This window comes from Eoetvoesiella caeni, assembly GCF_003315175.1.
Classification (GTDB): Bacteria; Pseudomonadota; Gammaproteobacteria; order Burkholderiales; family Burkholderiaceae_B; genus Eoetvoesia; species Eoetvoesia caeni.
Map to the genome: position 1 here is coordinate 185,882 of NZ_QNRQ01000005.1, position 13,263 is coordinate 199,144.

The 13,263-nt window shown below is 61.5% G+C and carries 13 protein-coding genes; 2 read left to right on the forward strand and 11 right to left on the reverse strand.

Annotated features, from left to right (window positions below):
• Positions 1-9 precede the first annotated feature (9 nt).
• The 4 genes from DFR37_RS11500 to DFR37_RS11515 form a co-directional block, all read right to left on the reverse strand.
• The gene (locus tag DFR37_RS11500; RefSeq protein WP_113933374.1) at positions 10-477 is read right to left on the reverse strand and encodes a barstar family protein; all 468 of its coding nucleotides are present in this window, start codon (positions 475-477) and stop codon (positions 10-12) included.
• Positions 474-1,670 (reverse strand): patatin-like phospholipase family protein, encoded by a 1,197-nt coding sequence (locus tag DFR37_RS11505; RefSeq protein WP_242341818.1) that lies wholly within the window; start codon positions 1,668-1,670, stop codon positions 474-476. The genes DFR37_RS11500 and DFR37_RS11505 overlap by 4 nt, the downstream gene beginning before the upstream one ends.
• 10 nt (positions 1,671-1,680) lie before the next feature.
• Positions 1,681-3,978 (reverse strand): NADP-dependent malic enzyme, encoded by a 2,298-nt coding sequence (locus DFR37_RS11510; RefSeq protein WP_113933376.1) that lies wholly within the window; start codon positions 3,976-3,978, stop codon positions 1,681-1,683.
• 101 nt (positions 3,979-4,079) lie between these two features.
• Entirely contained in the window at positions 4,080-5,006 is a 927-nt protein-coding gene (locus DFR37_RS11515; protein WP_147251619.1) for a hypothetical protein, read from the reverse strand.
• A gap of 91 nt (positions 5,007-5,097) precedes the next feature.
• On the opposite strand from DFR37_RS11515, the gene DFR37_RS11520 reads away from it, so the two are divergent.
• Positions 5,098-6,261 carry a pyridoxal phosphate-dependent aminotransferase gene (locus tag DFR37_RS11520; protein ID WP_113933484.1) on the forward strand — a complete coding sequence of 388 codons (1,164 nt, stop codon included), beginning with the start codon at positions 5,098-5,100 and terminating at the stop codon, positions 6,259-6,261.
• 29 nt (positions 6,262-6,290) lie between these two features.
• Here the strand turns inward: DFR37_RS11520 and DFR37_RS11525 are convergent, their stop codons facing one another.
• Positions 6,291-7,178 carry a lytic transglycosylase domain-containing protein gene (locus DFR37_RS11525; RefSeq protein WP_113933378.1) on the reverse strand — a complete coding sequence of 296 codons (888 nt, stop codon included), beginning with the start codon at positions 7,176-7,178 and terminating at the stop codon, positions 6,291-6,293.
• A gap of 98 nt (positions 7,179-7,276) precedes the next feature.
• On the opposite strand from DFR37_RS11525, the gene ubiD reads away from it, so the two are divergent.
• Entirely contained in the window at positions 7,277-8,821 is a 1,545-nt protein-coding gene (ubiD, locus tag DFR37_RS11530; RefSeq protein ID WP_113933379.1) for a 4-hydroxy-3-polyprenylbenzoate decarboxylase, read from the forward strand.
• 68 nt (positions 8,822-8,889) lie between these two features.
• Here the strand turns inward: ubiD and DFR37_RS11535 are convergent, their stop codons facing one another.
• The 6 genes from DFR37_RS11535 to dacB all read right to left on the reverse strand — a co-directional run bounded on the left by DFR37_RS11535 (position 8,890) and on the right by dacB (position 13,194).
• Positions 8,890-9,246, reverse strand: coding sequence for a hypothetical protein (locus DFR37_RS11535; protein WP_113933380.1), 357 nt, complete (start codon positions 9,244-9,246; stop codon positions 8,890-8,892).
• Positions 9,243-9,662, reverse strand: coding sequence for a phage holin family protein (locus DFR37_RS11540; protein ID WP_113933381.1), 420 nt, complete (start codon positions 9,660-9,662; stop codon positions 9,243-9,245). Before DFR37_RS11540 ends, DFR37_RS11535 begins: the two co-directional genes overlap by 4 nt.
• A gap of 16 nt (positions 9,663-9,678) precedes the next feature.
• On the reverse strand, positions 9,679-9,993 hold the full coding sequence (locus DFR37_RS11545; protein WP_113933382.1) for an ElaB/YgaM/YqjD family protein: 315 nt from the start codon (positions 9,991-9,993) through the stop codon (positions 9,679-9,681).
• A 138-nt stretch (positions 9,994-10,131) separates the two neighbouring features.
• On the reverse strand, positions 10,132-10,884 hold the full coding sequence (locus tag DFR37_RS11550) for a hypothetical protein (protein ID WP_242341817.1): 753 nt from the start codon (positions 10,882-10,884) through the stop codon (positions 10,132-10,134).
• Positions 10,885-11,018: 134 nt separating this feature from the next.
• Positions 11,019-11,657: a uracil phosphoribosyltransferase gene (gene upp / locus DFR37_RS11555; RefSeq protein ID WP_113933383.1), complete on the reverse strand. Its 639-nt coding sequence runs from the start codon at positions 11,655-11,657 to the stop codon at positions 11,019-11,021.
• A gap of 76 nt (positions 11,658-11,733) precedes the next feature.
• Positions 11,734-13,194 (reverse strand): D-alanyl-D-alanine carboxypeptidase/D-alanyl-D-alanine endopeptidase, encoded by a 1,461-nt coding sequence (dacB, locus tag DFR37_RS11560; RefSeq protein WP_379881476.1) that lies wholly within the window; start codon positions 13,192-13,194, stop codon positions 11,734-11,736.
• Positions 13,195-13,263: the final 69 nt, after the last annotated feature.

Genomic DNA, 13,263 nt, shown 5'->3' on the forward strand with positions numbered 1-13,263 from the left:
CCAGCCGGCCTAGGCTTCGTCGGCACCGGAATACGGCGTAGGGGCCACGCCCGGTTCAGGATCGGGATGCTTGCCGGCATGCTGGACCGCAAAAGCAAAGCGTCGGCCGTTGTTTTTGGCAAATTCGGCTACGTCGGCGCAAACGCTGATAATGGCCTTGGAGTCGTCGGCCAAAGAAGGGTCGCCCGAATGCAAGTTATGGAACCACAGAAACAGGCCGTTTTTTTGGTCGAGCACGGTATCGCAAAGGCAATCGTAAAGGGCATCGAGATTGCCGCCGAAGAACTCGGGAAAGTCGATGGCCTTGACGACAGCGCGCAAGACCGCCGAGCGGCTGCGAGCACGGTCGCAGTCGATGACGTACACGGTAAGGCCCGCCGCATGCGCGTGTTCAAGCGCGTCTTCACGGCCGATTTGAGAGGCATCGAGCAGACCGCCTTTCTTCAGCTTGTTCTGTAATGCCTGAGCTTGGGTCATTGTGGCGTCTCCTTAAAAAACGCTTTGACTTCTTCCATACGGTTCATGCTATCGGTACGACCTAGTTGTATCAGCGCTTGTGTATAACGGGCCTCGAACAGCAAATATGACACGAGCGTCCCACCTGTATGCAAGCCGGAATCAGACGATACACCGAGAACGCGGAAAAGTGTACGAACTGCCTTAGGTATTTCATCCAGGTACTCAAGCGCTATTTCGTCCAGCGAACGGCTGGGGGTAATGGCGAACATCGTAATCGGGCGCAGCGACTGCGACTGCCGCGCGTCTTCGGGCAATAACTGCAACAACTCGTTGATACGCTCGAGCCGTTCCACATCCATAGACAAGCCATCCAGGAAAATGTTCGATAAGGCGTTGCCGCTGATTTGCGCCAGCGTGGGATAAGGGGGGTCGATGCCGGCAGGCTCGTCGGATTTATCGTCTCGATGGCCGGTGCCTATGACAAAGAGTTTCGTTGCTCCCAGGTGTATGGCGGGGCTCAAGGGCGCCAATTGCCGCATCGACCCGTCCCCGCACCACTCGGTGGCGCCTTGCACCAGCAGGGCCTGGGCCGGAAACACAAAAGGTATGGAACTGGACGCCAGCAAGTGATCGACGCCGATGGTGCTGGGAACCGCGCGCCGCAGGGACCGGGTCCAGGGCAGAAAAGACGTTTTCGATTGGTAGAAAATAATATGTTCGCCGCTGGAATAAGCCGCCGCCGTGACTGCCAGCGCCTCCAGGCAGCCGCGTTCCAGATTGCGATTCAGGCGGCCGAAGTCCAGGGCGCCCGTCAACAATTCGCCCAGAGGCGCATTGTCGAGCAAAGAGCGCGGGTGCTGGCCGCGGCGGTCGGGCATGATCCAGCCCAGCGTCAGCATCGTCAGCCAGCGCAGCCCCGTTTGCAGCAAAGCCGCGCCATCGGCGCGATACACCATGTCGGTGTGGATGTTTCCCCACAGATGCTGCAGCCGCGCGATGGCGGCATGCGGATCGTTGGCGCGGCTGGCCAGCGCCGTCGCATTGATGGCGCCGGCCGAAGTGCCGCAAATAATGGGAAATGGATTGACGAACGAGTGCGAACGCTGGGGATCGAGAATATCGAGCACGCCCGACAGCACACCGACCTGATAGGCGGCCCGCGCGCCGCCCCCGGTAAGAATTAAGCCTATCGACGATCTAGGGACGTCCATAGGCCTGCCACTATGAATAGTTGCGCGGGGTATTGGCATCGACCACGGTCAATGCAGCCATGTTCACGATGCGGCGCACCGTGGAACTGGAGGTAAGAATATGCACTGGCGCGTTCAGCCCCAGCAGGAACGGGCCCACCGCCACATTGCCGCCCGCGGCGGTCTTGAGCAAGTTATAAGCGATATTGCCGGCATCGACGCTGGGGCAAATAAGCAAATTGGCCTCGCCCTTGAGCGTGGTGCTGGGCAGGATGCGCTTGCGCAAGGCTTCGTCCAGGGCGCAGTCGCCGTGCATTTCGCCGTCGACTTCAAGGTCGGGCGCCTGTTGGCGGATGATGTCCAGGGCTTCGCGCATTTTAGTGCCCGAGGCCGAGCTGCCGGTGCCGAAGTTGGAGCGCGACAGCAAGGCCGCCTTGGGCTCGATATTGAGCCGGCGCATTTCAGCGGCCGCCGCGATCGTGATCTCGGCGATCTGCTCGGCGGTGGGATCATCATTGACATGAGTGTCGGCCAGCGCAATCGTGCGCTCGGCCAACAGCAGGATGTTCATGGCCGCATAGGTTTTTGCGCCCGGCGCCATGCCGATGACTTCGTTGATGAAGCGCAGGTGGTCGGCGTAGGCGCCCACCGTGCCGCAAACCATGCCGTCAGCATCGCCCAGATGAACCATCATGGCGCCGATCAGGGTAAGGCGGCGGCGCATCTCGACGCGCGCCATTTCTTTGGTGACGCCTCGGCGGCACATCATTTCCCAGTAAGTGGTCCAGTAGCGATGAAAACGCTCGTCGTATTCGGGATTGGTGACCTCGACGTCCACGCCCAGGCGGATGCGCAGGCCGTATTTTTTAATGCGGTCTTCCAGCACCGCCGGACGGCCGATAAGTATGGGCTTGGCCAGCTTTTCGTCGACCACGACCTGCACGGCGCGCAGCACACGTTCGTCTTCGGCCTCGCTGAAGACAATGCGCGACTTGCCGCCGTCGCGGACCAAGCCCTTGGCGATGGAAAACAGCGGCTTCATGAAGGAGCCGGAACGATACGTGAACTGCTGCAGTTCTTCGGCGTAGGCGTCGAAATCCTTGATGGGACGGGTCGCCACGCCGTCTTCCATGGCCGCGCGGGCCACCGCCGGCGCTATCCGCACAATAAGACGCGGGTCGAAAGGCTTGGGAATGAGGTATTCGGGACCGAACGACACGCCGTAGGTGCCGTAGGCCGCCGCCACCACATCGTTCTGCTCTTCCTGGGCCAGCTGCGATATGGCGTTTACCGCCGCTTTTTCCATCCCGCGCGTGATCGTGGTTGCGCCGACATCGAGCGCGCCGCGGAAAATATACGGGAAGCACAAGACATTGTTGACCTGGTTGGGATAGTCGGAACGCCCGGTTGCCATGATGATGTCGTCACGCACCGCGTGCGCGTCTTCAGGCAGGATTTCGGGCGCGGGGTTGGCCAGGGCAAGAATGACCGGCCGAGCCGCCATCTTGGCCACCATGGCGGGCTTGAGCACCCCGCCGGCCGACAAGCCCAGGAATACGTCGGCGCCTTCGATGATGTCATCCAGCTTGCGCGCCGAAGTCTCTTGCGCAAAGCGCGATTTGTCCGGGTCCATGAGAGTCGTGCGGCCTTTGTAGACCACGCCCTCGATATCCGACACCCAGATATGCTCGATGGGCAAGCCCAGGTCGACCAGCAAATCCAGGCAAGCCAACGCGGCCGCGCCTGCGCCCGACACCGCCAGCTTGATGGTCTTGATGTCTTTTTCGGCGACTTTCAGGCCGCTGAGAAAAGCCGAAGCCACGCAAATGGCGGTGCCGTGCTGATCGTCGTGAAAAACGGGAATCTTCATGCGTTCGCGCAGCTTGCGCTCGACGATGAAGCATTCGGGCGCCTTGATGTCTTCAAGGTTGATGCCACCGAAAGTGGGCTCCAGGCCGGCAATGATGTCGACCAGCTTGTCGGGGTCGGTCTCGTTGATTTCAATGTCGAAAACGTCGATGCCCGAGAATTTCTTGAACAGCACGGCCTTGCCTTCCATGACCGGCTTGGAGGCCAGCGGGCCGATATTGCCCAAACCCAGCACGGCCGTGCCGTTGGTAATGACGCCGACCAGATTGCCCCGCCCGGTATAGCGATAGGCGTTTTGCGGATCGTTGACGATTTCTTCGCAAGCCGCCGCCACCCCCGGCGAATAAGCCAAAGCCAGGTCTCGCTGATTGGAAAGCTGCTTGGTCGGCACCACCGCTATTTTGCCGGGGCGTCCGGACTCGTGATACTCAAGCGCCGCTTTACGAAGATTCTCGTCCATAATATTTTTACGATATGAAATTGAAATAGGTACTCATTCTAGCCCTTAGCAGCCTTCCGGGCACGGGCCGCCCGGATAAATCGCCGCCGGACAAGAAAAGATTACAGATCTTGCCCCGGATGGGGGAAAAGACCTTGCGGATCGAACAGTTCTTTTACCCGTGCGTCAAGCTCGATGGCCTGGGCCCACACGATGTCGTCGGGCGATTGGCGGCTTAGGGAAAAGCCGTTGAAATCGGCCTCGCCGGCCAGGGATAGGGCCAGTTCGTCCAGCACCAGCCATTCCAGCCAGCCCAGGTCGCCGCCATGGCCCAGCAGCAGATGCGAGAGGTTGACGGTTTGCCCAGGCTGCGGCAGCAAAGCGTCCAGGCGATAACGTGCAGGCCAGGCAGCGGCCTGGCGGCAGGTTTGCCCTTCTGTTGACGCGGCGGCCTGGAACAGCGCCGGAACCAATTTTTGTAATGCCAGGCTGGCCAATGGCTGGCGATTATGCTCGCCGAACGGGCCCAGCGTAGCCTGGGTGCCATCAGCCAGCAGCACGCAAGCATGGGCTACCCCGGAACTGTGCGTGGCGCCTGGAGCCCAGGCGTGCAAGGAACGGTCGGCCAGCCAGGCCGCCACGCTAAGGTAGCCCGGAAGCCCGCCAAACTGCTTGAGCCCCGCGTCTTCCAGTTCGCCCAGCGTGCAGCCTGGCTGCACGAACCATTTTGTATCGTCGCCGGGCAGGCGCTGGCACTGGGTCAATTGGCGCCCCAGTTCTATCCACAGTACCGACTGATGCGACTGGCTAGCCGCCTGGTTGATGCCGTCCAGCACCAGCACAATGCCATGCTCGGCGCACAATGCGCGGGCCCGATGCATATCGGCCGCGTCGCCGGGCGTAAGCCGCGCGCTGCCCGCGCCATCGTAAAAGCCATAGTCCAGGAAATCGCCCGAAACGCTGCGCTGCATGCGCTTGCAAAACGCTTCCCAGGGAGTCTTCGAAGAACGCCGTCCCATCAAAAAAGCGCGACGAGAAGAAAACCGCATGAACACAATTCCTTTTAAGCTGATCGGACGGCCGGTATGCTTCGGCTCAACGCTCTACAATACACGTTTCCCAGGAACCGGCTGCCTCTTTATGTCCCGCCTTGCCTCACGCACAGAACATGTCATGCAATTCTACGCTGTAGAGTTGTTCAAACAAGCCAACGCGCTCAACGCCCAGGGGCGGGATGTCATCAGCCTGGGCATAGGCGAACCCGATTTTACGGCGCCACCGCAAGTTGTGGAAACGCTTAGCCGGGCCGCCAAGGCGGGGCTAAGCGGCTACACATCGCCGGCCGGGCTGGCGGTGCTGCGCGAAGCCCTGGCGCTGTACTACAAAGAGCATTTTTCCGCGTCCGTTGACCCGAACCGGATCGTCATCACCAGCGGCGCCTCGGGCGCCCTGCTGCTGGCCGCCATGGCTCTGATCAATCCCGGCGACGAAGTCCTGATGCCCGACCCGTCCTACCCGGCCAACCAAAACTTCATCCTTGCCGCGGGCGGCGTCCCCCGCCTGGTCCCCAGCTCGGCGCAAGAGCGCTTCCAGCTTAGCGCCGAGCACGTGCGCCAGAACTGGGGGCCGGCAACCCGGGGCGTGCTTATTGCCTCGCCCAGCAATCCCACGGGCACCACCATTACCCTTGAAGAATTGCGCGAACTGGTTGCCGAAGTGCGCCAGCGCGACGGTTTCATCATCATGGATGAAATCTACCTGGGCCTGTACTACGGCAACACGCCGCGCAGCGCCCTGACGGTGGACGACGACATTGTCATCATCAATAGTTTTTCGAAGTATTTCCACATGACCGGATGGCGGCTGGGCTGGCTGATAGCACCGGCCGACATGGTTCCGGCCATTGAAAAAATGGCCGCCAGCCTGGCCATCTGCGCACCAACGCTGGCCCAGCATGCCGCCTTGACATGCTTCGAACCCGACGTCATGCGCATCTACGAAAACCGCCGGCTATCCTTCAAGCAGCGGCGCGACTATCTGCTGCCCGAACTCGAGCGCATCGGGCTGCATGTGCCTGTCGTACCCGACGGCGCGTTCTATATCTACACGGACATCAGCCGCTACAACACCAACAGCAGCGAGTTTTCGCATCGGCTGCTGCATGAAGCCAGCGTCGCGGCCGTACCGGGGCATGACTTTGGAGTGGCCCATGCCGGCCATACGCTGCGCCTGTCCTACGCCACCGGCCTGGACCGGCTGAAAGAAGCGATAGGCCGGATAGAGCTGTTCTTGAACAAACTCTGAAGCGGCACGGCGCGGCCGCCCGGCGGTTTTCAACTAAGGGGTATGCCCGAAGCCAGCGCAATGCGCCGGCGCTCGGCCAGGACCTTGGCGCCGTAGCCGCCATCGTCCGGCCCCGTGGAACCCACATAGCAGGCCAGCCCGCCCTCGATGGAGCCCCGCCGCTTGATGCAGTCCGACAAAATCTGCGCGCCGACCCGGATATTGGCAATGGGGTTGATAGCCGCGTCGGCCACGTCGCCAAAACGCGCGAATTTATCCTGGTGCACCTTGGTCATTACCTGCATCAACCCCTGGGCGCCAACGTGGCTTTCGGCAAACGGGTTGTAGCGCGACTCGATGGCAATTACAGCCAGCAGCAATTGGGGATCCAGCTTCAATTCCTTGCCTACGGTAAACGCCGTCTGCACCAGCACGCCGGACACACTGCCGGCTATCTTGTATTTGCGGGCAATATAGCTGCGCAAGGCCTGGACCTGGGCCCGGGTGGTTCCCGGAATCGACAAAGCGTCCTCGCGCCGCAACGCCTGGGAAAAGGTGCGGCGGCTGGGCGCGGCGGCCACCTCGGCGGCCGTCGTGCCGCCCGCCCCCGCCAGGACCACGCCCGCCGGAGGGGCCAACGGAACAGGCTCGGCCAGCGGCTTGGGTTCGGGCAAAGGCGATATCTCGGCCAGCCCGCCAAGGCCGTAATCGGGCGACAAGTTGTCTTCGCGCAGCGCCGCCGGCCGCAAGCTGACCAGAATAGCCTCGTGCATTTGCCGGGACTGGTCGCGCAAAGACGGCACGGTAACGCCCAGCACAATGGTGACCAGCGCAGCAATGCCAAGATACACTGCCGCGACGTGCACCACTTCGCCCAGCGGATGAAAGACCACCCGCGCCAAATGACTGAACAGACTTTCCGAACTTCGGTCGGTCATTAATGCAACCTTAATAATTTTGGAAATGAAGGCAATGTTAACCTTAGACGGCCGTTTACACGAAACCCGAAATACCAAACCCGATTAGCGAGACGTACTTGAAATACCGTGATCTGCGAGACTTTTTGACCCAGCTCGAAGGCCTGGGCGAGCTCAAACGCATAACGCGCCCCGTATCAACCCGCCTGGAGATGACGGAAATCAGCGACCGCGTCCTGCGCGCCGGCGGCCCCGCCCTGCTGTTCGAAGGCGCCGCGCACAATGGCGCGCCGGCTTCCATGCCGGTCCTGGCCAATCTGTTCGGCACGCCCAAGCGCGTGGCCATGGGCATGGGCGCCGACGACGTAAGCTCTTTGCGCGACATCGGCGAATTACTGGCCTCGCTGCGCGAGCCCGAGGCCCCGCGCGGCCTGCGCGATGCGCTGGCCAAAGTGGCCATGCTCAAGACGGCCCTTTGGGACATGAGCCCCAAATCCATCAAAAGCCCCGCATGCCAGGAAATCGTCCTGGAAGGCGACGATGTCGACCTGAACTCGCTGCCGCTGCAGTTCTGCTGGCCCGGCGATGTCGCCCCGCTGCTTACCTGGGGGCTGGTGATCACGCGCGGTCCCAATGCCAAGCGGCAGAATCTGGGCATCTACCGCCAGCAGCTTCTGGGACGCAACAAGCTGATCATGCGCTGGCTCTCGCATCGCGGCGGCGCGCTCGATTTTCGCGATCATGCATTGGCCCATCCGGGTCAGCCGTTTCCCATTGCGGTTGCCCTGGGCGCCGACCCGGCCACCATACTGGGCGCGGTTACCCCGGTACCCGACAGTCTTTCCGAATACCAGTTCGCCGGCCTGCTGCGCGGCTCGCGCACCCAGGTAGCCCAGGCTCTGGGCAGCAATCTCTCGGTGCCCGCCACCGCCGAAATCGTGCTCGAAGGGCATATTCTGCCCGCCGGCGACCCGCGCGCCCATGCGCCCAACGTGCCCGAAGGCTCGTCCGGCCCCAGCGACCGCAACTACGAAATGGCGCTGGAAGGCCCTTACGGCGACCATACAGGCTACTACAACGAACAGGACTGGTTCCCGGTGTTTACGGTAGAGCGCATTACCATGCGCCGCAATCCCGTCTATCACAGCACCTACACCGGCAAGCCGCCCGACGAACCGGCCGTGCTGGGAGTGGCCCTGAACGAAGTCTTCGTGCCCCTGCTTAAACGGCAATTGCCCGAAATCGTCGACTTCTACCTGCCGCCCGAAGGCTGCAGCTACCGGCTGGCCGTCGTTTCCATCCGCAAGCAGTATCCAGGCCACGCCAAGCGCGTCATGTTCGGACTGTGGAGCGTATTGCGCCAATTCATGTACACAAAATTCATCGTCGTCGTCGACAAAGATGTGGACCCGCGCAACTGGCAGGAAGTCGTCTGGGCCATGACGACCCGCATGGATCCGGTGCGCGACACCTTGCTGGTGGAAAACACCCCTATCGACTACCTGGATTTCGCCTCGCCCGTTTCAGGCCTGGGCGGGAAAATGGGCATGGACGCCACCAACAAATGGCCCGGCGAAACCCAGCGCGAATGGGGCACGCCCATTGTCATGGACGCCGACACCAAGGCGCGGGTCGATGCAATGTGGGGCGAGCTGGGTCTTTAGGCTGGGGCAAGACCCCTGCCCCGCCTTGCCTTTAGCTGTTGGGCTTTGATGTTGACTTGATCTTGCGCCTACGCGCCGCCGGAGCCATGGCGGCTGCCGGTCTTGCGCCATAGTTGCCAACCCAGCAAGGCCCCGGCGCCCAGCTTGAGCCAGCGCAAGCGCGAACGCTTGCCCGTAAGAATGGCCGAAGCCCCCGAAATCAAAAAAGGGTAGCGCCGCGCCACGCTCAAGGCGTGCAAAAACAAATCAACAGGCTTCTTGCCTCCTGCAAACGCCGGCAAGGCCTCTTTAAGCAGTCCCCTGGGCGACAAACTATCCCGGACTTGACGCACGCTGCGCGCCACGCCGTGGCGCTCAATGGCCGCCCGTGCGCGCAACAACTCGATGCGCGCATTGCGCTCGCCGGCGGTCTGGGGCTTTTTCATGAATCGTCCCCCCGCACCCGGCCCGAATCGAGCGCATCGCCTGAAGGTTCGCGCAATCGTTCCACCAAATGCATGTCGCGCTTGAGTTCATTGAGCGTGGCTGAAAACGGCATCGGTTCGAATATCAGTTCGCGCCGTACCGCCCAGAAAAACCCCGCGCCCACCAGCCCGTACAGCAGGGCCAGCAAGCCCAGCGCCAGATAACGCTGGTCGGTGGGCCAAAAATACAGCGCCACCGCAATGGAAAAAACCAGCAAGGCCAGGGTGATAAACAAAAGCGCGGCAAACGCCATGCCCAAAACTATGACAAGGCGGGCCTTTTGCTCGGACGCCTCGATGGAGAACAGTTCGAGCCGCGTGCAAATGACGGACAGCAACGTGCCCGCCAAGTCGCCGACAGATTGTCTAAGCGCCATAGTCGGATAATCCCGACTATCGGCGGCTGATCAGCATGCCCACCAGCAAGCCGGTCAGGCCGGCAACGCCAATGGCCTGCCATGGATTGTCGTGCACGTAATCGTCGGTGGCGCGGGCGGCGCGGCGGCCCCGCGCCATAAGGGCGTCCTGCGTGTCATACAAGGCCTCGCGAGTGCGGCGCAAAGATGTCATGGCGCGCTCGCGAAGCTCGGCTGCCTTATCGCCGGTGGCGTCGGCCGCTTCGCGCAGCAGCTTTTCCGCATCATCCAGGCTGTCTTTGACACTGTCGATGAACTCTTCTTCTTTCGTCTGAGTTTCGTTTTTTGCCATGTTGCATTCCCCTTGAAAGGATGTTGGTAAATAACTGGTTCCGTTTCCTGACCTGACGCCGCCGCGATGATAAAGCGCAGGCCTGGCTTTGCAGACAAGCAGAACGCGCAGCGTACGCTTGATACGGAAGCCGGACGACTATTGCATATGAGTCACCTCGACGGTGGATGCCACTCCATTTTGCATGCTTTCTTGCTTCATTACCATGTTCAGCGCCGGACAGAACCAGTCCGTCACCGCCGAAGTCATGGCCGGCACGGGCAGTACCAGGCCATTGAACGATGCCTTGGTAGCCTCTATGGTACGACTATAGCGTATGGGCCAGCACGATTGGCTGCCCGAGGCGGTCTGGATAGTCTGGCGCTGCCCCACGGTTTTTTCGCCCGTGCGCACCACAATGGGATCGGCCTGCACCGCCTTGTGGTCGACGTTGATCTGGAATTTCTGGGCCGGAAACGACTGGCCTTGCTTGGAGATGGGTTCGCCATAGGCGAACAGGCCAAGCATGCGCAGGTCGAACTTGCCGTTGACGGGCTCGCGCCGGCCGTCGGCCTCACGCCGCTCGAAGGTGGCCTTGCCAGAGCGCACGCTCATCCAGTAGTCCAGCTTGGACTTGTTGGCAGGCATGCCCATCAAGCCTATCGAGGCATCGCCCACCACCCGGGCCTGGCAGGTATCGCCCCCTTGTTTGCTGACTTCGGAAAACGCCAGGTTGGCTCCCATGGTAAGGGCGCCCGACCCGGTCAACTGGGCCTGCCCGCCGTTGTGCATGAATGCGGCGTCGCACAGACCCGCCATGGCGGGCGCGGCGCCAAACAGGCACCCGCCCGCGATCAGTGCCGAAACGAATGCCTTCTTTGCCGAACCGCCCGATGTTGGAACCTTGTGCATCAAACCACCTGGAAACGATAACTGTTGTTCATCCTACCCTGTGCAACGCCTGTCGCACCACACAAAACATGAAGAAAGGTAAATATTTATGTACTGCGCTGGCAGGCACGTAGGCCCAAGCTGCGCTTTATCCTTCACACTTCTTTCTGGCGCGTGCCGAATATGCGGTCGCCGGCATCGCCAAGGCCAGGCACGATGTAGCCGTTTTCATCAAGGTGGCTGTCGATCGACGCGGTGTAAATATGAACGTCGGGGTGGGCCTCTTGCACCGCCTGGATGCCCGGCGGCGCGGCCACCAGCACCAGGGCCCTGATGCTTTTGCAGCCCGCCTTTTTAAGCATGTCGATGGCGGCTACCATCGAGCCTCCGGTAGCCAGCATCGGATCGATGATGAGAGCCAGGCGCTGGTCCAGTTCGCCGACCAGGCGCTCAAGATAGGTATGCGCCAGCAAGGTTTCCTCGTCTCGGGCAATGCCCACGACGCTGACCTTGGCGCCGGGAATCAACGTCAGTACGCCGTCCAGCATGCCGATGCCGGCGCGCAAGATCGGCACGACCGTCACTTTTTTGCCCGCCAGCTTCTCGACCCCGATCTCGCCGCACCAACCCTGTATGCGATGCGGCTCCAGCGGCAGGTCTTTGGTGGCTTCGTAGGTAAGCAAGGCCGCCACTTCCTGGGACATTTCGCGAAAATTCTTGGTACTGAGGTCGCCCCGGCGCATCAACCCCAGTTTGTGGCGGATCAAGGGGTGGCGAATTTCATGTATGGGCATGGCTAATCCTGCATTTCAATTTGTTATTCAGTTCGTATTGTCGACCCGGCCCGTACTGCCGGCCGGCATCGTCGGGCTAATGTTCGGCCAGCCAGGTAATCAATGCATCGTCAAAAGGACGTATGGCCGATGAGCGTTCGTCATTGACCAGGCTCACCACAATATAACGCTTGCCGCTGGCTCCCAGCACATAGCCCGCCAGAGCCCTGGCATTGCGCAAAGTACCGGTTTTAAGATGGGCCATGCCGCGCACCTGATCGTCGCGCAGACGGCGCTTTACCGTGCCGTCGACGCCCGAGATCGCCAGCGAGGAAATGAATTCGGGCATCAAGGGAGAACGCCACGCCACATTCAGCATGGCTGCCAGCCCATTGGCCGTCAAGCGCCCCTCGCGCGACAGTCCGGCGCCGTTGTCGATGTTCCAGCCGCGCGTATCCACCCCCTGGCTGCGCAAGATCGCCTCGGCGGCGGTAGCTCCGACCTTGGACGTTGCGCCCCCGCCCGCTTTCTCGGCGCCCAGGGTAAGCAGCAAAGTGCGCGCCATGACATTATTGCTTTGCTTGTTGATGTGCCGGATCGTGTCGGCCAGGCTCTCGGAGTCGTGCCAGGCCACCACTTGCGCGCTCGCGGGTACCCGGCCGGAACTCAGGCCCTTGCCCAGCGTGCCGCCCAGTTCTTTCCACAGCAGTTGGAACAAGGCCGAAAAGTTCTCGGGCTGCGACAAGGCCAGGCGATACACGCTGAACTCGCCGCAAGACCCCGCAGCCGTGCCGCTGACCTGTATGACGATATCGCTGCCGGTGTGGATGACCTGGGTTCCCACCGAAGGCGAACCCGGGCATACCGCGGAACTCCAGGCAATGTCGCCGCTGATCCGTACACCGGCCAGCGGCGGGTCGATAACCGGAATCCATTTACGCGCCGCGGTGTCGGGCGCAAACAAAAGGCGCACTGCGCCCAGGCTGACCATCATGGCATCGGGACTGGCGTTGTAAGGCCGGTCGGGCGCATCGTCGAATTCGCCCGGGTTCGTGGCAACCGCCCCGAACACCGACCGGTCCACGATGACCTCGGGCAGGTTCTTGATGCCGCGCAGCCGCAACTCGCGCAGCAGCGACCACAGCTCGGCCATGGTCAAGAAGGGGTCGCCGCCCGCTTTCAGGTACAAAGGCCCGCGCAAAGAACCCTGGGCGTCCACGCTGGCGCCGTCGCGCGCATAAAAGCTTGTGCGCCAGCGATACTCCGGTCCAAGACCGGACAGCCCGGTCCAGGTCGTGACCATCTTCATGACGGAAGCAGGATTGCGCGGTTCGGACGGATTGATGGAAACCAGGACCGGCCCGTTGATTTCCTGAATGACAAGCGACATGGCGCTTTCAGGCAAGCGGGTGGACTGGAACGCTTTTTGCAGTTCGGGGGGCAAGCTCTGGGCGGCGGCAGCCAGGTGCATGGCAGCGCCGCACAACAGTCCCGATATCCATCGCCCCGCGCTGCGTCCCATGCGGCGCGCCGTATACCCCTGCCCATATGAACTCATCGTAAAACTGACTCCGGTCTTAAACATGTGGCGGCGATTACAGAAGTAAGCCAGCCGGGTTTGGCAAAC

Coding starts and splice junctions, on each gene's coding strand:
- DFR37_RS11520 (WP_113933484.1), top strand. CDS start 5,098: ATGTCCCGCCTTGCCTCACGCACAGAACATGTCATGCAATTCTACGCT.
- upp (WP_113933383.1), bottom strand. CDS start 11,657: ATGCCCATACATGAAATTCGCCACCCCTTGATCCGCCACAAACTGGGG.
- DFR37_RS11510 (WP_113933376.1), bottom strand. CDS start 3,978: ATGGACGAGAATCTTCGTAAAGCGGCGCTTGAGTATCACGAGTCCGGA.
- DFR37_RS11535 (WP_113933380.1), bottom strand. CDS start 9,246: ATGAAAAAGCCCCAGACCGCCGGCGAGCGCAATGCGCGCATCGAGTTG.
- DFR37_RS11505 (WP_242341818.1), bottom strand. CDS start 1,670: ATGGACGTCCCTAGATCGTCGATAGGCTTAATTCTTACCGGGGGCGGC.
- DFR37_RS11500 (WP_113933374.1), bottom strand. CDS start 477: ATGACCCAAGCTCAGGCATTACAGAACAAGCTGAAGAAAGGCGGTCTG.
- DFR37_RS11545 (WP_113933382.1), bottom strand. CDS start 9,993: ATGGCAAAAAACGAAACTCAGACGAAAGAAGAAGAGTTCATCGACAGT.
- DFR37_RS11525 (WP_113933378.1), bottom strand. CDS start 7,178: ATGACCGACCGAAGTTCGGAAAGTCTGTTCAGTCATTTGGCGCGGGTG.
- DFR37_RS11540 (WP_113933381.1), bottom strand. CDS start 9,662: ATGGCGCTTAGACAATCTGTCGGCGACTTGGCGGGCACGTTGCTGTCC.
- DFR37_RS11515 (WP_147251619.1), bottom strand. CDS start 5,006: ATGCGGTTTTCTTCTCGTCGCGCTTTTTTGATGGGACGGCGTTCTTCG.
- DFR37_RS11550 (WP_242341817.1), bottom strand. CDS start 10,884: ATGCACAAGGTTCCAACATCGGGCGGTTCGGCAAAGAAGGCATTCGTT.
- dacB (WP_379881476.1), bottom strand. CDS start 13,194: ATGAGTTCATATGGGCAGGGGTATACGGCGCGCCGCATGGGACGCAGC.